Source organism: Streptomyces sp. NPDC006798 (assembly GCF_040635975.1).
Lineage (GTDB): Bacteria > Actinomycetota > Actinomycetes > Streptomycetales > Streptomycetaceae > Streptomyces.
The window spans coordinates 50,922-72,474 of record NZ_JBEYIS010000038.1; the positions used below are offsets into that span (position 1 = coordinate 50,922).

Consider the following 21,553-nt stretch of genomic DNA (forward strand, 5'->3'; position numbering starts at 1 on the left):
GGTACCCGTCCGTGCCCGCCGGGCCGCGACCGGTACCGGATGCCCCGGCCGGGCCCGGGACCGCCCCGGAACTCCATGGGGCCGCACGAGAATTCGGGAACTTCGGGAAACTTCGGAAAGGGGCCGCCGGTGCCGGAGAGCATCGCAGCCGTCCGGCGCAGGAATCGTCACCGCGACGACGGGACCGTCGCCCTCGACGACGACGCCACCCTGCACGCCATGGGATATCCGCGCAAACTCACCCGGAGATTTCGCGCCTTCGACAATTTCGCCATTTCCTTCACCATCATCAATGTCATCTCCGGAATTTTCTCCGCCTTCGGCTACGGAATGGCGGCGGGCGGCCCGTTGATCCTGGTCGCGGGATGGATAGCGGTTTCCGTGATGGTGCTGTTCGTCGGCGCGGCGATGGCCGAGATCGCCTCCGCCTACCCCACCAGCGGCGCGCTCTACTTCGCCGCCGGGAAGCTCGCCAGAAACCACCGGGGAGCCTGGTCCTGGTTCACCGGCTGGCTCAACTTCGTGGGACAGGTGGGCGGTACGGCGGCCACCGCCTATGCCGCCGCCACCTTCATCCAGGCGTTCATCGCCCTCGGCCACCCGGCCTATGAACCCACCGGCCCCCGGACCGTCGCCATCACCGCCGTCATCCTGCTCGCCCAGGCCCTGGCCAACACCTACACCGTGGACCTGGTCGTCGTGGTCACCCGGGTCTCCGTCTGGTGGCTGGCGGGCGGGGTGACCCTGATCGTCGGCTGTCTCGTCGTCATCCCCGACGGACACCGGTCACCCGCCTTCATCACCCACTTCGTCAACGACACCGGCTTCACCAGCGGGGTCTACGCCGCGCTCCTCGGCCTGCTGGTCACCAGCTGGACCTACACCGGCTTCGACGGCAGCTTCCACATGTCCGAGGAGACCGTCCGCTCCACCGTCAACACCCCGCGCGGCATCGTCCGGGCCATCGCCTGGTCCGCCGTCGCCGGACTCGCCCTGATGCTGGCCCTCGTCTACTCCATCGACGACTACGCCGCCACGGCCGCCGCCTCCGCGCCCCCCGTCCGCGTCCTCGTCGACGGGATCGGGACCGGGGCCGCCGGACTGCTGCTCCTCGTGGTGATCGGCTCCATGCTGTTCTGCGGGCTCGCCAACATGACCAGCAACGCCCGGCAGATCTTCGCCTTCTCCCGGGACGGCGCGATGCCGGGCTCCCGGCGCTGGCACACCGTCAGCCCCCGGACCCGGACTCCCGTCAACGCCGTCTGGCTGGCCGCCGGATGCTCCTTCCTCCTCACCGTGCCCGGCACCTGGTCCCATACCGCCTTCGCCGCCATCATCAGCGTCAATGTCGTCGGCATGTATCTCGCCTACGGCATCCCGATCTTTCTGCGGCTACGGCTCAAGGACGAATTCCGGCCCGGCCCCTGGAACCTGGGCCGATGGGGTGTGCCGGTGGCCCGGATCGCCGTCCTCTGGATCGGACTGAGCAGTGTCCTCTTCGTTCTTCCGCACGCCTTGCCCATCACCCCCACCACCTTCAACTACGCTCCGATCGCCCTGGTCGCGGTGGTCCTGGTGGCCACCGTGTGGTGGTTCGCCACCGCCCGGCGGCGCTTCTCGGGGCCGGTCAGCTACGGCAGCCCCGACGAGGTGGCCGCGATGGACCTGATCTGACCCGCCGACCACCGGGGCACGGGCCGCACCGGACACCGACCTCCCGACCTCCCAGCAACCACCCCCTGAAGGGACGCACCGCAGATGACCGAGCCCCTCACCGGAATCCAGGACACCACCGACCTCACCGTCGCCCCGGCCACTCTGGAGGAGTGGCGCCGGATCGCCGAATGGGCCGCCGCCGAGGGCTGGAACCCCGGCGACGGCGACGCCGCCTGCTTCCATCCCACCGACCCCGAGGGCTTCTTCGTCGGCCGGATCGACGGCGCCGTCGTCTCCGCCGTCTCCATCGTCCGCTACGGCGCCGACTACGCCTTCCTCGGCCACTACCTCGTCCGCCCCGAACTGCGCGGCCGCGGCATCGGTCTGGCGACCTGGCGCGCCGCCCTGCCGCACGCCGGTACCCGGCTGATCGGCCTCGACGCCGTCCCCGCCCAGCAGGGGAACTACGAGCGCTCCGGCTTCGGCGCCGCGTACGACACCGTCCGGTACGGCGGCGTCCCCCGCCGGGGCGGCGGCATCGCGCCCGGAGTCGTACCGGTCACCGCCGATCTGCTCACCGCGATCGGCGCGTACGACCGGACCTGCTTCCCCGCCGAGCGGGACGCCTTCGTCGCCCGCTGGCTGACCGCGCCGGGCCACACCGCCTACGCCCGGCTCGACCGGGGCCGGATCACCGGCTACGGGGCGATCAGGCCGGGCCGCGAAGCCCACCGGATCGGCCCCCTCTTCGCCGACACCACCGAAGACGCCGAAGCCCTCTTCGACAGCCTGACCGCCGGGATCGCCGAGGGCGAAGCGGTCGCCGTGGACGTCCCCGAACCCCACCGGGAAGGCGCGGCGCTCGCCGCCGACCGGGGGCTGACGGCCCAGTTCCCCACCACCCGGATGTACACGGGACCGGCGCCCGCCGTCCGTACGGAGCGGGTCTTCGGGGTCACCAGCCTCGAACTGGGCTGACCGGAGCACCCCGTAACGGGCTCCCGGCCCGGCCCGGCCCCCGCGGTCCGGCCGGGCCGGGGAGCGCCGGCTCAGCTCGCCGCCCCGGTGTCCGGGGCAGCCGGGGTGCCGCCCGGGGAGTACGGCTGCTCGGGTTGCTGCGGCGACTCCGGCGGCGGTGACACCTGCCCCGGGGTCGACTCCTCCGGAGGCGACGACCCGGGCTCCGCGGGCTTCGAGGACGGCGGCGACGGCGGCGGCGACGAATCCGGCTTCGGCGGCGACGTCGAAGGCGATTCGGAGGGCGACTTCGCACCGGACGGCTCGTCCGACGGCGGCGGGGACGACGGCAGCTTCTGCTCCGGGGGCTTCGTCGGACGGTCGGCCGAACCCGTGGACCCCGTCGGCCGGGTGAACCAGCCCCCGTCCGGGGCGATGACCGTCAGCTCGTTCAGATCCTTCGCCGCCGGCTTCACGAACACCACCCGGTCGGCCGAGTAGCCCGGCCACGCGTCGCCCTCGGTACGGGGCGTACCCGACTGTGCCACCGGCGGGGTGAGCGGATTGCCGCAGGTACAGCGGAACCTCGGTACGCCCTTGGGATCGACCAGGACCGCCGTTCCGGCCTGGAGGACCGCCTGGTAGGAGGTCGTCGCGCCGTCGCGCCAGCCGTGATTGGTGACCCGGGTGTCGATCCGCAGCTGAACCGGTGTCAGCGAACGCAGATACTCCGGGACGGCGTTCGGCTCGACTCCCAGCACCCCGGCGAAGGCCGCGTTCTTCGCCCCGTCGGCGGAGAGCTGAACGATCGGCGCCTCGACGTCGCAACTCGGCCGGTTCATCGTCCCGCTGTACAGACCCGGGGTCGCCCCCGACACCGAACGGACCTCGTTCTTGTCCGGCGGCGGGCCCGACGGCTGGGCCGTCTGCGACGGCGGCGTGCTCACCTTCGCCGACGACGCCGTATACGGATCGGGACCGGTGGCGCTCGCGGGCTGGAGGAAGATCTCCCCCGACGCACCCGCCCCCGAACCCGGCTCGTCCGAATCGTCCGGCAGAGTGAGGACCAGGACCACGGCGACCGCGGCGGCCACCCCGAGACTCAGCAGCGCGACCCGGGGCACCGATCGCCACCAGGGGCCGCTCCGGCCGTCGCCCGGGCCCTCCGGCTTCCCCGGCCCGCCGCCGTCGCCTCCGCCGTCGCCTCCGCCGCCTCCGCCGCCGCCTCCGCCGCCGTACCGGTCCCCGTTGTCGTCGCCGGGGCCCGAAGGCCCGGCCGGGACCTGTTCCGACACCCGGGTCGGCGGCGGCGCGGAGTCCGGCCCGGCGAGCGGACCGGACGGCGGACCGGTGGGACGTTCGGACGGCGGCGGTTCGGCGCTCACGTGCTCCACCCCTGCTCGGAGGAGATCGATCGGACTCGCGGACGGACGCCGGGGTGCCGGGCGGTACGGGAACCGGGCCCGGGGACAGCGCGCCGCCGGGCGGGCCGTACCCGGCGCGCCGGGCTTCCCGGCCGCCCCGGGGCGTGTCCGCAGCCCATTGTGTGCGTCCACCGCGAACCGCCCGCAAGCCGGGACGGGCCGTCGGCGCTACGCCGTCGGCCCGGCCCGGCGCGCGCGCGGCGCCACCGCCGCATAGCGTGACGACGTGACCCAGCAGCCGGAGCCCGGGCGCCGCCGCCCGGCCCCCTTCCCCGCGGGCCGTACCCCCTACGGCTGGATCCAGGCGTTCCTCGCCGTCGCCGCCGGACTCGTCGCGCTCGTCGTCACCGCCGCGCTGGGACTGTGGGCCGCGGGCGCCGCCGACCTGCCCGACGGCTCCTTCCCCGGCGTCGTCGCCGCCGTCGCCGTCCTCGGCGCGGGCGGCACCGTCGAACTCACCGGCTCCGCCGGACCCCTCGCCGTCGGCGGCGGCACACTCGACGTCGTCCCCCTCTCCGTCACCCTCGCGGGCGCCCTCGCCCTCGCCCGTGGATTCCTGCGGCCCCTGCGGCTGCACGCCGTCGTCGGCGCCCGTGAACTCGCCGCCTGGGCCGCCAGGCTCGCAGTGCTGTGGGCCGTCGTCCTGGTCGGACTCGCCGCCGCCGCACGGCACACCTTCGACCTCACGCCCGGCGGCACGATCGCCGACATCGGGGACATCTTCGGGATCACCGCGTCCGCCGGATTCGCCGCCGACGTGCCCCTGAGCCTGCTCCACGGGCTCCTCTGGCTGGCCGCCCTGCTGGTGGTGGCCCTGCTCGCCTCGTACGGCGCCGCCGTCCCCGCCCGGCTGGTACGCCCCCTCGCGCCCGTCCGGCCCGTCGCCCACGCGATGGTGCTCCTGCTGCTGGCGTACGTCGCCCTGGGCCTCGTCGCCGGACTCGTCACCGCGGCGACCCGGGGCCACCCGGCCGAGACCTTCGCGGTGATCCTGCTCGGCCTGCCCAATCTGGCCTGGCTCGCCCTCACCCTCGGCCTCGGCGCCGTCTGGGACGGCACCGCCGATGGCCCGTTCGGGCTGCCCGTACCCCGCGCCCTGGACACCGTACTGCGCACCCCCGGCGGTACGACCCTCGACCTGCGCAACCTCGCGTCGGAGGAGAGCGCGGCATGGTGGCTGCTGGTCGCGGCGGCCGTCGGGGTGGTCGCGGCGGCGATCGTCGCCGCGCGGCGCTCCCCGGCGGGCACCCGGGCGTGGCAGCACGGACTGCGGATGGCAGCGGGCCTCGTCCTGACCGTGCTCACGGTCTGTCTGCTCTGCCGGATCGACGCGCGATACGGGCTGTCGCTGCTCGGCCTCGGCGACGTCGGCGGCGGTCTCGCCGGGCACGTCGAGCTGCTGCCCCGCTGGTGGACGGCGCTGCTCGCGGCGGCGCTCTGGGGTGTGGCGACGGGTCTCCTGGCAGCCGCGTCCCGCCGCCGCGCCCCCGCGCCCGAGGCACCCTGACCCTGCGGGCTCCCGCGCTTGGCTCCCGCCTGGTTGTTGCCGGTCCTCGGAGCACCGCCGCGCCCGGCGACCTGATGTTGTCGGCGGTCCGCGGCTCGTCTGTGGCTTGTCGCGCAGTTCCCCGCGCCCCTAAATGCTCTCCCCGGCCCCGCCCCTGAAATGGGGACCCGGCCTCTTCACGAGGGCGGTGAGAAGGGCAACCAGGGGCGCGGGGAACTGCGCGAACGGCCACAGGCGGCCCGCGGACCGCCGACAACATCAGGTTGCCGGACGCGACCCGGGTTGTGGAGCTCACCCGGAGGGCCCAGGCGGCGCGGGGCTACGAAGGGAGGCCGGGGAAGGCCGGGCGGGCCCAGGGCGGGGGCGCCGGCGGGGGCGCCGGCCCGCCCGGCACCGGCCGCGGCGGCGCCGTCGTGACCAGGCGCGTCGCCCCCCGCCCCGCCGCCGCCCGCAACGCCGCCACGAACTCCCCGCACGACCCGTACCGGTCGTCCGGCAGTTTCGCGAGCGCGTGGGCCATCACCTCGTCCACCGCCCCGGGGAGGTCGGGGCGCCGGGCTGTCAGCGGTGGTGGCGGGTCGAACTGGTGGGCCCAGAGCAGGGCCATGTCGTCCTCCCGCTGGAACGGCGGCGCGCCGCCCAGCATCTCGTACACCACGCACGCCAGCCCGTAGACGTCGCAGCGCCCGTCGACCGGCCGCCCCGAGATCTGTTCCGGTGCCACGTAGTCCAGCGTGCCGACGAACTGGCCGACCGTCGTGAAGCCCGTCAGGGAGAGCGACTTCTTCGTCAGTCCGAAGTCCGTGAGATAGACGTGCTCGGGGTGGTCGCTGTCGGTGCCCTCGGCGACGAGTACGTTGCCCGGTTTCACATCGCGGTGGACCAGGTCGTGCCGGTGCGCCGCGTCCAGCGCCGACGCGGTCTGCGCGGCGATCCGGCCCGCCGTCGCGACCGGCAGCGGCCCCTCCCGGCGGAGCAGGGTGCGCAGGTCCTGGCCGGGGACGAACCGCATGGCGATGTAGAGCAGCCCGTCGGCCTCGCCCGCCTCGAACACCGGCACGATATGGGGGTGGTCGATGGCCGCGGCCACCCGGGACTCATGGGCGAACCGCTGCCGGAAGGTGTCGTTGCGGGCGAGTTCGGGGGCGAGCAGTTTCAAGGCCACCGTACGGTCGAGGCGCAGGTCCCTGGCCCGGTAGACGACCGCCATACCGCCCCGGCCCACCTCCTCCTCGATGAAGTAGTCCGCGATTCTGCGGCCCGCGAGATCGGTCACCAGGCCCGAGGGGTGTTCCGGTGCCGCGCCGGACGCGGGCGGCGGCCCGGCGGCGGTGTCCTCCGGTCCGCCGTCCGGGGCCGTCATCGGCCCTCACCGTCCGGGCGGGTCGCGGGCTCCGCCCCCACGGCCCGGGTGGGCGCGGCTCCCGACCCGCCCGGGGTGTCGGCGGCATCGGCGGCCGTGGTCTTCTCCGACGTCTTCGCGGACGCCGTCCCACCCGGCCGGTCGCCGTCGCCCGGCGCCCCGGCCACCCGGGTCTCCCCGCCCGCCGTTGCATCCGGGCCGTCCGCTGTGCCGTCCGCCGTGTCGTTCGGCGTACCGTCCGGCCCGCCGGACTCCGGGGGCGTCCGGGGCGCGCCCGTCGCCGCGTACGTACTCAGCCGGATCCCGTCGCCGTACACCCACCGCTCGTGCTCGGCGTCGTACAGCCAGACCGACTCGCCGTCGATCACCACTCCCGCCCGCAGGCCCCGGGTGCGGTCCCGGAACGCGGCCCGGTCGATCCGGCCCGCCGCGAGGTCGTCGGCGGCGCCCCGGTAGCGGCCGACGGCCTCGCCCGCGCGGGCGAGCTGGGGCCGCTGGTCGGCCGTCCGGGTCAGCGGCCGACCCGTCGCGGGCGGCGGCTGCGGAACCGCCACCAGCAGCCGGCCGTCCACCCAGGCGGACCAGCCGTTGGCGCAGACGATCCGACCCCAGTCGCCGGTGCGGTCGGCCAGCCGTACCGGGAGCAGCGCGTCGAGCGACGCCGTGGGCCGGTCCGTACCGGCGGTCTCGAAGGCGGCCAGCCCGCCCGGCGGCACCACATGCGTGGGGCTGAACTCCTCGGACATACGCGGTGCCTACTTCCGCATCACGGCGGGCTCCTGGCGGCGCAGCAGCCGGGCGACCAGCCAGCCGTACAGCACGGCCAGTACCAGCATCATGCCCATATTGGTCAGCCACACCGCGGTGGAGTGCTCGAACAGCGGATCGGCGGTCAGCGTGCCCGGCACCAGCCGGGAGAGCCCGATCGTGCCCGCCATCGCCCCCAGCGCCCACCGCGACGGCACCAGCCACGCCAGCTGCTCCGCCACCGGCAGCCCGTCCAGTCTCAGCAGCGCCCCGCAGAACACCACCTGCACGATCGCCAGCAGCACCAGCAGCGGCATGGTCACCTCCTCCTTGCGGACCAGGGCGGAGATCAGCAGACCGAGCATCATCGCGGTGAACGACAGCAGCGCCACCGCGAGCACCAGCTCCAGCAGCGGTGGCAGCAGTACGCCCCGGCCGCCCGGCGCGTCGAGCCGTACCCCCGCCAGACCGACCAGGGTGAGCACCACCGCCTGAAGTACCGTCACCGTGCCCAGCACCACGACCTTCGACATCAGATACGCCGACCGGGAGAGCCCCACCGCCCGCTCCCGCCGGTAGATCGCCCGCTCCTTGACCAGCTCGCGGACCGCGTTCGCGGCCCCCGTCAGCACCCCGCCGACACAGAGGATCAGCAGGGCGTTCATCGCGGTCTCCCGGGTCAGGGCGCTGCCCGCGAGGGCCCGGGCCATGGCGCCCATCACGAACGGCAGGGCGATCATCACGGCGAGGAAGGTCCGGTCGGCGGAGAGCGCCGCCGTGTACCGCCGTACCAGGGTCCACAGCTGGGCGCCCCAGCGGCGGGGCTTCGGCGGCGGCGCCGGGGCCGTCCCGGCCTGCGGTACGGGCCCGGACCGCACCGGCTGCGCCGAAGCGTCCTCGACATAGCGGCGGTGGTAGGGCGATGCCGCGTAGGCGCCCGCCCAGTCCCGGTCGCGGTCGTTCTCGAACGCCTCGAACGCCTCCGGCCACCGCTCGTGCCCGAAGTATCCCAGCGCCTCGTCCGGCGGCCCGTAGTAGGCGATCCGGCCGCCGGGCGCCAGCACCAGCAGCCGGTCGCAGACATCGAGGCTGAGGACGCTGTGCGTCACCACGATGACGGTCCGGCCGTCGTCGGCGAGGGCCCGCAGCATCTGCATCACCGAGCGGTCCATACCCGGGTCGAGACCCGACGTCGGCTCGTCGAGGAAGAGCAGCGACGGCTTCGTCAGCAGTTCGAGCGCCACACTGACGCGCTTGCGCTGCCCGCCCGAGAGCCGGTGCACTGGCTGGTCGGCCCGTTCGCCGAGACCGAGTTCGCCGATCACCTCGGCTACCCGGGCCCGCCGCTCCTCCTTCGCCGTGTCCTGCGGGAACCGCAGCTCGGCCGCGTAGCCGAGGGCGGCCCGTACGGTCAGCTGGGTGTGCAGGATGTCGTCCTGCGGTACGAGCCCGATCCGCTGCCGCAGCTCGGCGTAGTCCCGGTACAGGTCCCGGCCGTCGTACAGCACCGTGCCGCCGTCGGCGGGCCGCAGCCCGGTGAGCGCGTTCAGCAGGGTCGACTTGCCCGCGCCGCTGGGGCCGACGACGGCGAGCAGACACTTCTCGGCGACCGGGAACGACAGCCCGTCGACGAGGACGCGTTGCCCCTTCTCCACGGCCACCGTCAGATCTTGTACGTCCAGTCTGACCTCGCCGGTGTCGACGTACTCCCGCAGCTCGTCACCGACGAGACAGAACGCGGAGTGACCGATACCGACGACATCGCCCTCGCCGACGGCGGCCACCGACACGGCGACACCGTTGAGGAAGGTGCCGTTGTGGGAGCCGATGTCGGCGATCTCGTAGGAGCCGTCGGGCCGGGTCCGCAACTCGGCGTGGTGCCGCGAGACCGTCAGATCGTCGACCACGAGATCGTTCTCCGGGGCCCGGCCGATCCGTACGGTCCTGGCGGGCAGGGGCCGGACCGACGTCGGCTGCCGGAACGTACCGGTGGCGGCCGGCGCGGAATCCCGTACACCGGACGTGCTGGGTGTACCGGGGAGTGGGGCCACCCGGGTCGGCGGCGGGGGCTCCGCGTGGTCCACCAGGACCGCGCGGGGGCCGTCGGCGAGACTGCCGAACCGCAGCTCACTGCCCGCGCCCACGTCCCGGGCCCGGATCCGGACGCCGTCGGCGTAGGTGCCGTTGGTGCTCTCCTCGTCCTCGACGGTCCAGTGACCGTCGTCGGCGCGCAGCACCGCGTGGTGCCAGGAGACGCGGTCGTCGTCGAGCACGATCTCGCACAGCGGGTCGCGTCCGACGTGATAGGTCCGGCCCGGACGCATCACCGTGGACCCGGCGGCCGTCTCGATGAGCAGTTCGGGGGCGGTCGGCGCGATATGGCGCTCGCCCATGCCCCCGATTTTATCGGCGGGCGCGACCCGGCGCCCGCCGGACCGCCTGCCGACGGCCCGCGGGCCCCGTCAGCCTCTCAGATACGCGAGACCCGGATGAGCGGCCGTGTACGCGTCCACCAGACGGCGCGCCACCGCCACCGAGTCCACCAGCGGATGCAGCGCGAAGGCCGCCACCGCCCGGTCACGGGCCCCGGACTCCGCCGCCGCCAGCACCTCCCGCTCCACCGCCTTCACCGCGCCCACCAGCGCCGCCGCGTGCCCGGTCAGCGGGGAGACCGCGACCGGATGCGCGCCGTTCGCGTCGACCAGGCACGGCACTTCCACCACCGCCTCGTCGTCCAGCGACGGCAGGGTGCCCCGGTTGCGGACATTGAGGATCAGGGTCGCCCGCTCGTCCCGGGCGACGGCCCGCATCAGCGCCAGGGCCACCCGCTCGTAGCCGCCCGACTCCAGATCGGCGGCGTCCCGTTCGCCCGCGCCCGACGCCTCCCGGTTGTGCGCCATGTACGTCGCCTCCCGCTCGGCCCGGGTCCGGTCCCAGGTCTCCAGCGCGGGGGCGTCCCCCGGCCGCCCCATAGCCGCGTAGAACCGGTCCTGCTGCTCGTGCAGAAACGCGCCCCGGGTCCGCTCGGCGCTCCGGTAGGCGGCCACCGTCTCCCGGTTGAAGTAGTAGTAGTGCAGATACTCGTTGGGGATCGCGCCCAGCGACCGCAGCCACTCCGGGCCGAACAGCCTGCCCTCCTCGAACGAGCCGAGGAGCGCCGGATCCGCCAGCAGCCGGGGGAGTACGTCCCGGCCGCCGACCCGCAGCCCCCGCAGCCAGCCCAGATGGTTGAGGCCCGCGTAGTCGGCGAAGGCGGACCCGGGATCGGCCCCCAGCACCCGGGCCACCCGGCGCCCCAGCCCGACCGGTGAGTCGCAGATCCCGATCACCCGGTCGCCCAGCACCGCGGCCATCGCCTCGGTGACCACACCCGCCGGGTTGGTGAAGTTGATGACCCAGGCGTCCGGCGCCAGCCGGGCCGTCCTGCGGGCGATCTCCACGGCCACCGGCACGGTCCGCAGCCCGTACGCGATCCCGCCCGCGCCCACGGTCTCCTGGCCGAGTACGCCCTCCGCCAGCGCGATCCGCTCGTCCGCCGCCCGCCCCGCGAGACCGCCGACCCGGATCGCCGAGAAGACGAAGTCCGCGCCGCGCAGCGCGTCGTCGAGATCGGTCGTCACCCGGACGGCGGGCGCGTCCGGCACACCGGCGGCCTGGTCCGAGAGGACCCGGGCCACCGCGGCGAGCCGCCCGGCGTCGACGTCGTACAGGACGACCTCGGTGATCCGGCCCTCCGCCCGGTCGCCGAGCAGGGCACCGTACACCAGCGGCACCCGGAACCCGCCGCCGCCCAGGAGCGCGAGCCTCATGCCGTCACCTCCGGGGCGCGGTGGTGGCGGGGGGACTGGTCGGATCGTCGCTCACTCGGCACACCGCGCACGCTACCCGCCGTACGCCCCGCGATCACCCCCGGGAGCTGCGGCCGATCAGATACGCCAGATCCGGGTAGTCCACGACGAAGCCGTCGGCGTCGAACTCGACGTCCCGGCGGAAGTCGCCCGACTCGTACCGGACCAGCCCGCCGCCGTCCTCCGTCGGCCCCAGCGGTGTGTACGTCTGCTCCGACGGGCGCACCGTCAGATCGGGCACCGACACCCAGGCCATGGTGAACGTCCGCTCGTCGTCCCCGGCCCGGTGCAGCCCGTGCCTGAGCACCGGCATGGAGTTGGTCAGCGGGCAGAGCCCCAGATCGCAGTCGAGCGCGCCGTCGAGATCGGGCCGCGCCTCCCCGTCGACGGTCCACGTCCCCGCCCCGTCATGGGCCAGCACCAGCTCCCGGGTCCCTTCGGCGGTCTCGGCGGTAACCCTCAGCTCGCGGGTGACCCACTCCGCCCCGGTCCGCAGGGCGTAGCCGATCCAGTACGGCTCCGGACTGATCCCGACCGCTTGCCCCCGCGCCTCCAGGCTGCCGTCACCGAGGTCGACCCAGGCGGTCTCGTACCCCTGGTTGTCGACGATTTCCCAGGTCAGCACGTGTGTCACGGGAGAGTCGCTCATACCGGCAGGCTAACGCGCGCCATGGCATATCGCCCGTGAGGGTGACCCATCGGGACGAAGGTTGACGGAGTGTCGGGCGCACCCGGAATCCGGCGGTAGGGTGCTCGTGCGCACCGCGGTGCGCCTCCCCTCACGGACGTACCGGGCCCCCTCCCTCGGGGCCCGGCCCGAATCCGAAAGAGAGGCCGTCGACCGGGATTTCGGCGGCCGGTTCCGAGGGGAGGCGCCCATGGGGCGTCGCGGGAAGCCGAAGCCATCACCGCGGCAGCGCACCGAGGACCTGCTGGTCCGGATCGCGTGGAAGCTGGGGAGGTGGTTGAAGGGCTGATCTGAGCCCCCACATACGGGGCTCAGATCACAACCGGTTTTCAGCGGAGCCCTCGTCCATATGGATTCCTGGTCCTGGGCGGGGGCTCACCTCCATACTTACTACACCTCCGATGGTCCGGCAAACACCCTTGTCCGCGGGCCGCAGGGCTCAGCGCGGCTGTTCGAACGCCGCCACGATCCGGCGCGCCGCCAGGGTCGCCGTCAGTTCGCCGTCGCGGACCGCGCGCTCCATGTCCGGGATCGCCTCCCGGACCGCCGGATGGGTGCGCAGCCGCTCCGTCAGCTCGTCGTGGACCATCGACCACACCCAGTCGAGCTGCTGATCGCGGCGTTTCGCGGCCAGCCGCCCGGTCGAGACCAGCAGCTCGCGGTGCTGCTCGATCCGCTCCCACACCGTGTCCAGGCCCGCCGACTCGCGGGCGCTGCACGACAGCACGGGCGGGTTCCACGCCGCGTCCGCCGGGTGCATCAGCCGGAGCGCCCCGGCCAGTTCGCGGGCGGCCGAGCGGGCGTCGCGCTCATGGGGGCCGTCGGCCTTGTTGACCGCGATCACGTCCGCCAGCTCCAGGACGCCCTTCTTGATGCCCTGGAGCTGGTCGCCGGTCCTGGCGAGGGTGAGCAGCAGGAAGGTGTCGACCATCTGGGCCACCGCGGTCTCCGACTGGCCGACGCCCACCGTCTCCACCAGCACCACGTCGTACCCGGCGGCCTCCATCACCACCATCGTCTCCCGGGTGGCCTTCGCGACCCCGCCCAGCGTGCCCGCCGACGGCGAGGGCCGGACGAAGGCCGCGGGGTCCGTCGAGAGCCGCTCCATCCGGGTCTTGTCGCCGAGGATGGAGCCGCCGGTCCGCCGGGACGAGGGGTCCACGGCCAGGACCGCCACCCGGTGCCCCAGGCCCGTCAGCATGGTGCCCAGCGCGTCGATGAAGGTCGACTTGCCCACCCCGGGGACCCCGCTGATACCGATCCGCCGGGCGCCTCCCGCCGACGGCAGCAGCTCGCCGAGCAGTTCCTGGGCGAGCAGCCGGTGGTCCGGGCGGCGGGACTCCACCAGGGTGACGGCGCGGGCGACATGGGCCCGGGAGCCCTCCCGTACCCCCTTCGCGTAGGCGGCGAGGTCGATCACCGGCATCGCGGCCCCGTGCCCCCGCACCGCCCGGCCCGGCGCCTCACGACGCGTGCCCCAGGGTCGCGGCCAGCGTCGTCACCAGGTCGTGCGCCGCGTCGGGGATCACCGTGCCCGGCGGGAAGACGGCCGTCGCGCCCGCCTCGTGGAGCGCCGCCACGTCCTGCGGCGGGATCACCCCGCCGACCACGATCATGATGTCCTCCCGGCCCTGGGCCGCCAGCTCCTCCCGCAGGGCGGGTACCAGGGTCAGATGGCCCGCCGCCAGCGACGACACCCCGACGATGTGCACATCGGCCTCCACGGCCTGCCGCGCCACCTCGTCCGGGGTCTGGAACAGCGGGCCGACGTCCACGTCGAAGCCCAGGTCGGCGAAGGCCGTCGCGATCACCTTCTGTCCCCGGTCGTGCCCGTCCTGGCCCATCTTGGCCACCAGGATCCGCGGCCGGCGGCCCTCCGCCTCCTCGAACCGGTCGACCAGGGCCCGGGTCCGTGCCACGGACGGGGACTGTCCCGCTTCACCTCGGTACACACCGGAGATGGTACGGATCTGGCCCGAATGCCGCCCGTAGACCGCCTCCAGGGCGTCCGAGATCTCCCCGACCGTCGCCTTCGCCCGGGCCGCCGAGACCGCCAGCGCCAGCAGATTGCCCTCCAGGTCCGGTCCCGGCGACGATCCGGCGGCGGCCGTCAGGGCCCGCAGGGCGTCCTGGCAGCCGGTCTCGTCCCGTTCCTCGCGCAGCCGCCGCAGCTTCTCGATCTGCCGGACCCGGACCGCCGAGTTGTCGACCTTCAGCACCTCGATCTGCTCGTCGGAGTCGACCCGGTACTTGTTGACGCCGATCACCGGCTGACGGCCGGAGTCGATCCTGGCCTGGGTCCGGGCCGCCGCCTCCTCCACCCGCAGCTTGGGGATGCCCGCGTCGATGGCCTGCGCCATGCCGCCCGCCGCCTCGACCTCCTCGATGTGCTGCCAGGCCCGGCGCGCCAGATCGTACGTCAGCCGCTCCACATAGGCGCTGCCGCCCCACGGGTCGATCGCCCGGGTCGTCCCCGACTCCTGCTGGAGCAGCAGCTGGGTGTTGCGGGCGATCCGGGCCGAGAAGTCCGTCGGCAGCGCCAGCGCCTCGTCCAGCGCGTTGGTGTGCAGCGACTGGGTGTGCCCCTGGGTCGCCGCCATCGCCTCCACACAGGTACGGGTCACGTTGTTGTAGACGTCCTGCGCGGTGAGGGACCAGCCGGAGGTCTGCGAATGCGTCCGCAGCGACAGCGACTTGGGATTCTCCGGACCGAAGGTGCGGACCAGCTTCGCCCAGAGCAGCCGGGCGGCCCGCAGCTTGGCGATCTCCATGAAGAAGTTCATCCCGATCGCCCAGAAGAACGACAGCCGCGGCGCGAAGGCGTCCACATCGAGCCCGGCGCCGATTCCCGCCCGCAGATACTCCATTCCGTCGGCCAGCGTGTACGCCAGCTCCAGATCGGCCGTCGCCCCCGCCTCCTGGATGTGATATCCGGAGATCGAGATGGAGTTGTAGCGGGGCATCCGCCGCGAGGTGAAGGCGAAGATATCGGAGATGATCCGCATCGACGGCTTCGGCGGATAGATATAGGTATTGCGGACCATGAACTCCTTGAGGATGTCGTTCTGGATGGTCCCGGCCAGTTTCTCCGGCGCCACCCCCTGCTCCTCGGCGGCCACGATGTACAGCGCCAGTACCGGCAGTACCGCGCCGTTCATGGTCATCGACACGCTCATCCGGTCCAGCGGGATCCCGTCGAAGAGCTGCCGCATGTCGTAGATCGAGTCGATCGCGACGCCCGCCATCCCGACGTCACCGGTGACCCGGGGGTGATCGGAGTCGTACCCCCGGTGCGTGGGCAGGTCGAACGCGACGGAGAGCCCCTTCTGACCGGCCGCCAGATTGCGCCGGTAGAAGGCGTTGGACTCCTCGGCGGTGGAGAACCCGGCGTACTGCCGCACCGTCCAGGGCTGGTTGACGTACATCGTCGGATACGGGCCCCGCAGAAACGGCGCGATCCCCGGATACGTTCCCAGGAAATCCACCGGGGCCAGATCGTCCGCCGTGTACAGCGCCTTCACGGGAATCCCCTCCGGGGTCTCCCACACCAGGTCGTCCACGTCCCGCCCGGTGGACTCCTTGACCGCGGCGCGCCAGCGGTCCTGGTCGGCGGCGGACACGCCCCGCCCCAGCGCGATCCCGGTGAAGTCGGGGATGGTCACGGCGCCACTCCGATCAGATCGAGAGCCCGGGTGAGGACGGCCACGGCGTCACCGCCCGCGAACACGAACTCGTCCACCCCGGCCCGTTCGTACGACTCCCGCAGCTCACCGGGGCGTCCGGCGAGATAGATCCGGCGCGCCCCGGCCGCCTTGAGCGCCTCGGCGACCTCGGTCGCCCGCTCGGCGTAGAGCCGGTCGCTGGAGCAGAGGCAGACCAGTTCGGCCCCGGACGCCGTGAAGGCGGCGGCGGCCGACGCGGCGTCCACCGTCACCGGGTCGTGGACCGGTTCGATACCGCCCGCCGCGAACAGATTGGCCGCGAAGGAGGCCCGCGCCGTATGCGCGGCGGCCGGGCCGAGCGCCGCGACGAAGACCCTCGGCCGGGACCCCGTCTCGGCCAGGAAGGCGTCCGAACGGGACCGCAGCGCCTCGAACGCCTCGTCGCGGCGGACCCTCGGCAACCCGCCCGAAGGAGGTACCGGCGCCGGATCGCGGACCAGCGGCTTCTCGGCGAGCAGCGGGAACTCGCTCACCCCCGTCACCGGCTCCCGGCGCGTCGCCAGCTTGCCGCGGCGGCCCTCCCAGACCGCCGCGATCCGCTCGCCCACCAGACCGGACCGGAGCGCCGCGAACTGGCCCCCGGCACCCTCCACCTCCTGGAACCAGGCCCAGGCGGTGTGCGCCAGATCGTCCGTCAGCCGCTCCACGTACCAGGAGCCGCCCGCCGGATCGATCACCCGGCCCACGCCCGACTCCTCCAGCAGGATCGTGGAGGTGTTCCGGGCGATCCGCCGGGCGGAGGCGTCCGGCAGCCCCAGCGCGTGATCGAACGGCAGGACCGTTACGGCGTCCGCGCCGCCGACCCCGGCCGCGAGCGCGGCGACCGTGGTGCGGAGCATGTTCACCCAGGGGTCCCGGCGGACCATCATCACCGGTGAGGTGACCGCGTGCTGGCGCTGGGCGCCCGCCCCGGCCCCGGCGCCGCACGCCTCGGCGACCCGGCCCCACATCCGCCGGGCGGCCCGCAGCTTCGCGATCGTCAGGAACTGGTCGGCACCGGCCGCGTAGCGGAACTCCAGCTGCCCCAGGGCCGCGTCCACCGGCAGCCCGGCGGCCGTCAGCTCCCGCAGCAGCGCCACTCCGGTCGCCAGGGAACAGCCCAGTTCCTGCGCGGCCGACGCCCCGGCCTCGTGGTACGGCAGCGCGTCCACGGTGAGCGCCCGCAGCCCCGGCCACTGCTCGTGGCAGCGGCGGGCCAGTCCGGCGGCGGCCCGGAGCCGCTCGGGAACGGTGTCGTAGCCGCCGGTACGGGCCGCGTGCCCGAGCGGATCCGCGCCCAGATTGCCGCCGGGGGCGGGCCGTACGTCCCCCGTCCGGAGCAGGTCGAAGAGGACGGCGGCGGCGGCCTCGGTGTCGTCCCCGGCGTCGAGGACGACCGGCGCGAGATCGAGCAGGACGCCGTCGAGCGCGGCGGCCAGACCGCCGACGGGGACACCGGACGCCCCCACGGCCAGCCACAGGGACGTCGTCCCGTGCTCCAGATCGGCGAGTACGGCGTCGTTGGCGGCGGCCGGGTCGGGCCGGTCGTGCCGCGCCCGTACGTCCCATCCGGCGACCGTGCCGCCCGCGGGGCTGCCGCCCCGGACGAACGGCGCGAAGCCGGGGAACCCGGCGGCGCCCGCCGGGTCGGGCGCGGTCTCGGCGGTGTGCAGCGGACGGACGGTCAGACCGTCCTCCACGAGCGTGGCGAGCGTGTCCTCCGCGGCGGTCTCGGGAACGTCCTTGCCCGCCTTGCGCAGCACGCCGGCGACGAGCCGCCGCCACTCCTCGTGGGTGGCGTCGGGAAAGTCGCCGGCCAGGGTGAACCCCTCGTAGGGGCGGTCGGGGAGCACGGTCATGCCCGGATGCTAGGACATCCGCACACCTGCGGAGCAGATGCGCCAAGTGTGAGCTTGCCCTCGGCCGATCGGCCGTCTTTGCCCCGGTTCGCGGTGATCGCGCACGCCGCTGTCACGGTGATCGCGCACGTCACCGTCGTACGGCGGAGCGGGCGGTCCGGTGAGGGTGCCGTTCGGGTGTCACCGGGACTCCAGCGGCTCACCAGCGAGACTCCAGTGGCGCACCAGCCGGTGCGCTCCGAACTGCCCGCTTCTAGCGTCGGCCGCGGAGACCGGGAAGGTCCCCCGAGCCCGTTCCGGCTCGTCCCGTACGACCATCGGAGCCGACCGTGCGCCGTCTCACCATCGCCCTGACGACCCTCGCCCTGCTCGCCGCGGGCACCACCACCGCCCAGGCCCTCGCGGGCGCCCCTCAACGGGCGAACCCGCACAACCAGATCATCGGCGAGGAGCAGACCGTCATCGCCGACCACTCGCTGACGGTGACCGTGGAGTGTCCGGCGGGCTCGGTGCCCACCGGCGGCGGCGCGTTCACCGGCGGGGCCGCCGCCAACGACATCTTCTTCACCAGCATGTTCCCGTCCGGCGAGTTCTTCTCGGTGTCCGCGCGGAATACCAACCCGACCCAGGACGGCACCATCACCCCGATGGTCATCTGCACCGTGCCGTAACACCGGGTACGGCCCGCCGCCGTGGGGCGGTGGGCAGGGACGGGACCCGGCACCCGGGGCACGGGCCGAGGGCGGCGCGGAAGTCACTGCGGTCAAGGAGTCACCCTGCTTCGTCGTCGGGAGGATCCGGGGCACCGGCGCACGGGCGCGCGTCACGGCCGGCCGGGCGGGGCCGGGCCGCCGTGCCGTCCGGGCCGTACGTCCGGCGGGGCGTCGCGCGCCGACCGGCGGCGGCCGGTTCGCGGCCACGGGGCACGGTGCGGACTTGCGCCGCACCCGGCCGGTCCATGGCCCGGTGACGGCGGTCCCACCCTGGTCGCCGCCGTCACCGCACGTCAAGGAGTTGCGGGGGAGTAGGGGGTATTGCGGGGTCGGCTCCGAACCGGTACGGGTGCGGCCCGCCCGGCCCGCCCGTACGGTGGAGAGGACCGTGGCGGCGGGCCGTCGGACGCGGCCCGCGGGTGAGGAGGTGGCCCTCCGATGACCGGTGAGATCTCCTTCGTCGAACTGGGCGTGACCGACCCGGACCGGGCCAGGACGTTCTACGGAGCGCTCCTCGGCTGGTCCTTCGGCCCCGGCAGCGGCGAGAGCGGCGGCTACGAGGTCCGCACCCCGAACGTGCCGGGCGGAATCCACGGCGGTGACACCGGCGCGGGCCCGTATGTCTTCTTCCGGGTCGACGACATGTCGGCCGCCCTCGCCCGGGTCGTCGAACTCGGCGGCCGGGTCGACGACTTCGACCTCGAACAGGACGGGGCCGGCACGGCCCGCTTCGGCCGGTTCACCTTCTGCCACGACGACCAGGGATCGCCGTTCGGACTCCACCAGCCGCCCGCCGCCCGCCCACCGGACGGCACCGGCTGACGCCCCGCCCCGCGAACTGCCGCCGGGTACGAACCGGCCGCCCGCCCGGAGGCCGTTCCGCGGTGTCCCGGCACCGGCTGTCCGGGCGCCGGGACAGGCCGAATCGGCCCCCGCGCCCCGCCGGAAGACGGACTGGAGGATCCTGGGAGTCGAGACCCGGGCCGAACCGGACCGGGACCGCCGCGACCCTTCTGGGGGACGTCCATGCGTATCGCCCTGAGCCAGCTCACCGCCGGACCCGAACCGGTCCGCAACCTCGGACTCGTCCGGGAACAGGCCCGGCTCGCCGCCGACGCCGGAGCACGGCTCGTGGTCTTCCCCGAAGCCACCATGGCCCGCTTCGGCACCCCGCTGGCACCCCTCGCGGAACCCCTCGACGGGCCCTGGGCCACCGAGGTGCGGCAGATCGCCAAGGAGACCGGTCTGGTGGTCGTCGCCGGGATGTTCACCCCCGCCGACGACGGCAGGGTCACCAACACCCTGCTGGTCACCGGGCCCGGTGTGGAGACCTCCTACGACAAGATCCATCTCTACGACGCCTTCGGCTTCACCGAGTCCACCACCGTCGCCGCCGGATCACAGGTCGTCACCTTCGACCTCGACGGACTGACCATCGGCCTCGCCACCTGCTACGACGTCAGGTTCCCCGAACTCTTCCGGGCCCACGCCGACGCCGGAGCCGTCCTCTCCCTGCTGCCCGCTTCCTGGGGCGCGGGCGAGGGCAAACGTGACCAGTGGGAGCTGCTGGTCCGCGCCCGGGCCCTCGACGCCACCCTCTGGGTCGCCGCCGTCGACCAGGCCGACCCGGCCGCCTCCGGGACCGCCGTCACCGGCCGGGCACCCACCGGAATCGGCCACAGCGCCCTCGTCGGCCCCGACGGCACCGTACGGGAGCGGCTGATGTCCGGCCCCGGGCTGCTGGTCGCCGATATCGACCCCGACGAGGTGGCCGGCGTACGGGCGGCGATCCCCGTCCTCGCCAACCGCAAACTGCGGTAGCCCGGGGCCGGGCCGTGTGCTGGAGCGCGACCGCCGACCTCGTCGCGGGCACCGCGATCGGGGCCGCGGGAGCCGTCTGCGTCGTACGCGTACTCCGCGGCGACCCGGCCCGCCGGACCCGCGATCTGCCGCTCGCCGCCCTGCCGCTCCTCCTCGGCGCCCACCAGATCGTGGAGGCCCGGCTCTGGCACGACGGCGGCGGCACCGGGACCCCCGTCCTCGTCTGGGCCGTGATCGCCCTGCCGCTGCTGCCGCTCTGGCTCCCGCTCGCCGTCGCCGCCGCCACCCTGCCCGGCCGGACCCCCACCGGACGGCTCCCGGCCGTACCGCTCCGGATCGCCGTCCCCCTCGCCGTCGGGGCCGTCACCTCCGCCGTCCTCGCCCACCGGCTGGCCACCACGACCGTGACCGCCGAGATCCACGGGCGGACCGTCGGCTACGCCGTCGGGCTGCCCGCCCCCGCCGCCGTGATCACCGGCTATCTGCTGGCCACCGTCGGCGCGCTGCTGCTCGCCCGCGACCCGGTACTGCGGCTGCTCGGCGCCGTCACCGGGGCGGGCGCGGTGGCCTGCGCCCTGCTCTGGCGGAACGCGTTCGTCTCCACCTGGTGCGCCCTGGCGGCGGTCGCCTCCGTACTGATCCTGGTGTGGACGGGCCGCGACCCGGGTACCCGGCCCGGGACCGGCACCCGATTCGCCTCCCGGCCCGGGGCGCGCGAGGCTGGAGACGACACCCCTTCGCGGGCCGCGCGACGGCCCGCACCGGAGGAGGAGGGACCACCGTGACCACCGTGAACAGGCCCGATCAGCACACCGAACCCGTCGTGGTGACCATCAGCGGCTGCGCCAAGGAGGACGCCCACACCGTCTTCGAGTTCCTGCGGCACTCCTACGACTGCGACCGGGGCGCCGCCGACCGGCCCGAGTACGTCTCCCCTGACCACCCCACCGTCTGGACCGCCACCTTCGACGCAGCCTCCGCCCGGCCCCCGTCCGGCCCCGTATCGCTGGCGAGCCCGGTGGAGGCCGAGATGCAGGGCGGCTACTGGGCCGTCGACCGGATGACGGAAACCCTCACCACCGGGTTCCGGGTCGAACGGCAGGGCACGGCGGCGGGCGACCAGGAGAAGGACGTCCAGCTGCGGCTGCTCAGCCGGGCGGCCTGACCGCCCCGGCCCGGCCGCGACCGCCCCGGCGGACCCGCCGGGCCCCTTCACGGCCCGGCCGTCGCGTTGCGGGGACGGGCCCGCCGGGCGAGGGTCGAAGGGCG

At 74.0% G+C, this 21,553-nt stretch carries 17 protein-coding genes; 8 read left to right on the forward strand and 9 right to left on the reverse strand.

What is annotated here, in order from left to right; all coding sequences use genetic code 11:
* Positions 1 to 219 precede the first annotated feature (219 nt).
* Together ABZ714_RS24065 and ABZ714_RS24070 are read left to right on the forward strand one after the other, a co-directional pair.
* A complete protein-coding gene (locus tag ABZ714_RS24065; RefSeq protein WP_358827402.1) occupies positions 220 to 1,674 on the forward strand; it encodes an amino acid permease in 1,455 nt (484 codons plus the stop codon).
* An 84-nt stretch (positions 1,675 to 1,758) separates the two neighbouring features.
* On the forward strand, positions 1,759 to 2,634 hold the full coding sequence (locus tag ABZ714_RS24070; RefSeq protein ID WP_358827374.1) for a GNAT family N-acetyltransferase: 876 nt from the start codon (positions 1,759 to 1,761) through the stop codon (positions 2,632 to 2,634).
* Positions 2,635 to 2,705: 71 nt separating this feature from the next.
* Here the strand turns inward: ABZ714_RS24070 and ABZ714_RS24075 are convergent, their stop codons facing one another.
* Positions 2,706 to 3,998 carry a DUF6777 domain-containing protein gene (locus tag ABZ714_RS24075; protein ID WP_358827375.1) on the reverse strand — a complete coding sequence of 431 codons (1,293 nt, stop codon included), beginning with the start codon at positions 3,996 to 3,998 and terminating at the stop codon, positions 2,706 to 2,708.
* Between the two features lie 337 nt (positions 3,999 to 4,335).
* Between ABZ714_RS24075 and ABZ714_RS24080 the strand changes: the two genes are divergently transcribed.
* Positions 4,336 to 5,544, forward strand: coding sequence for a streptophobe family protein (locus ABZ714_RS24080; protein ID WP_358827403.1), 1,209 nt, complete (start codon positions 4,336 to 4,338; stop codon positions 5,542 to 5,544).
* Positions 5,545 to 5,863: 319 nt separating this feature from the next.
* On the opposite strand, the gene ABZ714_RS24085 is transcribed toward ABZ714_RS24080, so the two are convergent.
* The 8 genes from ABZ714_RS24085 to ABZ714_RS24120 form a co-directional block, all read right to left on the reverse strand.
* Positions 5,864 to 6,907, reverse strand: a complete 1,044-nt coding sequence (locus ABZ714_RS24085; RefSeq protein WP_358827376.1) for a serine/threonine-protein kinase — start codon at positions 6,905 to 6,907, stop codon at positions 5,864 to 5,866.
* The gene (locus tag ABZ714_RS24090) at positions 6,904 to 7,653 is read right to left on the reverse strand and encodes a hypothetical protein (RefSeq protein WP_358827377.1); all 750 of its coding nucleotides are present in this window, start codon (positions 7,651 to 7,653) and stop codon (positions 6,904 to 6,906) included. The genes ABZ714_RS24085 and ABZ714_RS24090 overlap by 4 nt, the downstream gene beginning before the upstream one ends.
* Before the next feature lie 9 nt (positions 7,654 to 7,662).
* Positions 7,663 to 10,047: an FHA domain-containing protein gene (locus tag ABZ714_RS24095; RefSeq protein WP_358827378.1), complete on the reverse strand. Its 2,385-nt coding sequence runs from the start codon at positions 10,045 to 10,047 to the stop codon at positions 7,663 to 7,665.
* 69 nt (positions 10,048 to 10,116) lie between these two features.
* Entirely contained in the window at positions 10,117 to 11,463 is a 1,347-nt protein-coding gene (locus ABZ714_RS24100; protein ID WP_358827379.1) for a 6-phospho-beta-glucosidase, read from the reverse strand.
* Positions 11,464 to 11,557: 94 nt separating this feature from the next.
* Positions 11,558 to 12,151: a putative glycolipid-binding domain-containing protein gene (locus ABZ714_RS24105; protein ID WP_358827380.1), complete on the reverse strand. Its 594-nt coding sequence runs from the start codon at positions 12,149 to 12,151 to the stop codon at positions 11,558 to 11,560.
* Between the two features lie 478 nt (positions 12,152 to 12,629).
* On the reverse strand, positions 12,630 to 13,616 hold the full coding sequence (meaB, locus tag ABZ714_RS24110; RefSeq protein WP_358827381.1) for a methylmalonyl Co-A mutase-associated GTPase MeaB: 987 nt from the start codon (positions 13,614 to 13,616) through the stop codon (positions 12,630 to 12,632).
* A 37-nt stretch (positions 13,617 to 13,653) separates the two neighbouring features.
* A complete protein-coding gene (gene scpA / locus ABZ714_RS24115; RefSeq protein ID WP_358827382.1) occupies positions 13,654 to 15,852 on the reverse strand; it encodes a methylmalonyl-CoA mutase in 2,199 nt (732 codons plus the stop codon).
* Positions 15,849 to 17,750 (reverse strand): methylmalonyl-CoA mutase family protein, encoded by a 1,902-nt coding sequence (locus tag ABZ714_RS24120; protein ID WP_358827383.1) that lies wholly within the window; start codon positions 17,748 to 17,750, stop codon positions 15,849 to 15,851. The genes scpA and ABZ714_RS24120 overlap by 4 nt, the downstream gene beginning before the upstream one ends.
* Before the next feature lie 329 nt (positions 17,751 to 18,079).
* Here ABZ714_RS24120 and ABZ714_RS24125 point away from each other — a divergent pair, with 329 nt between their 5' ends.
* From ABZ714_RS24125 to ABZ714_RS24145, 5 genes are all read left to right on the forward strand, one after another.
* Positions 18,080 to 18,421 carry a hypothetical protein gene (locus ABZ714_RS24125; protein WP_358827384.1) on the forward strand — a complete coding sequence of 114 codons (342 nt, stop codon included), beginning with the start codon at positions 18,080 to 18,082 and terminating at the stop codon, positions 18,419 to 18,421.
* Positions 18,422 to 18,901: 480 nt separating this feature from the next.
* Entirely contained in the window at positions 18,902 to 19,285 is a 384-nt protein-coding gene (locus tag ABZ714_RS24130) for a VOC family protein (protein WP_358827385.1), read from the forward strand.
* A 204-nt stretch (positions 19,286 to 19,489) separates the two neighbouring features.
* Positions 19,490 to 20,284 carry a carbon-nitrogen hydrolase family protein gene (locus tag ABZ714_RS24135; protein ID WP_358827386.1) on the forward strand — a complete coding sequence of 265 codons (795 nt, stop codon included), beginning with the start codon at positions 19,490 to 19,492 and terminating at the stop codon, positions 20,282 to 20,284.
* Positions 20,285 to 20,298: 14 nt separating this feature from the next.
* On the forward strand, positions 20,299 to 21,069 hold the full coding sequence (locus tag ABZ714_RS24140; protein WP_358827387.1) for a DUF6629 family protein: 771 nt from the start codon (positions 20,299 to 20,301) through the stop codon (positions 21,067 to 21,069).
* Complete coding sequence (locus ABZ714_RS24145; RefSeq protein ID WP_358827388.1) at positions 21,066 to 21,449, forward strand: hypothetical protein; 384 nt, start codon at positions 21,066 to 21,068, stop codon at positions 21,447 to 21,449. The genes ABZ714_RS24140 and ABZ714_RS24145 overlap by 4 nt, the downstream gene beginning before the upstream one ends.
* Positions 21,450 to 21,553: the final 104 nt, after the last annotated feature.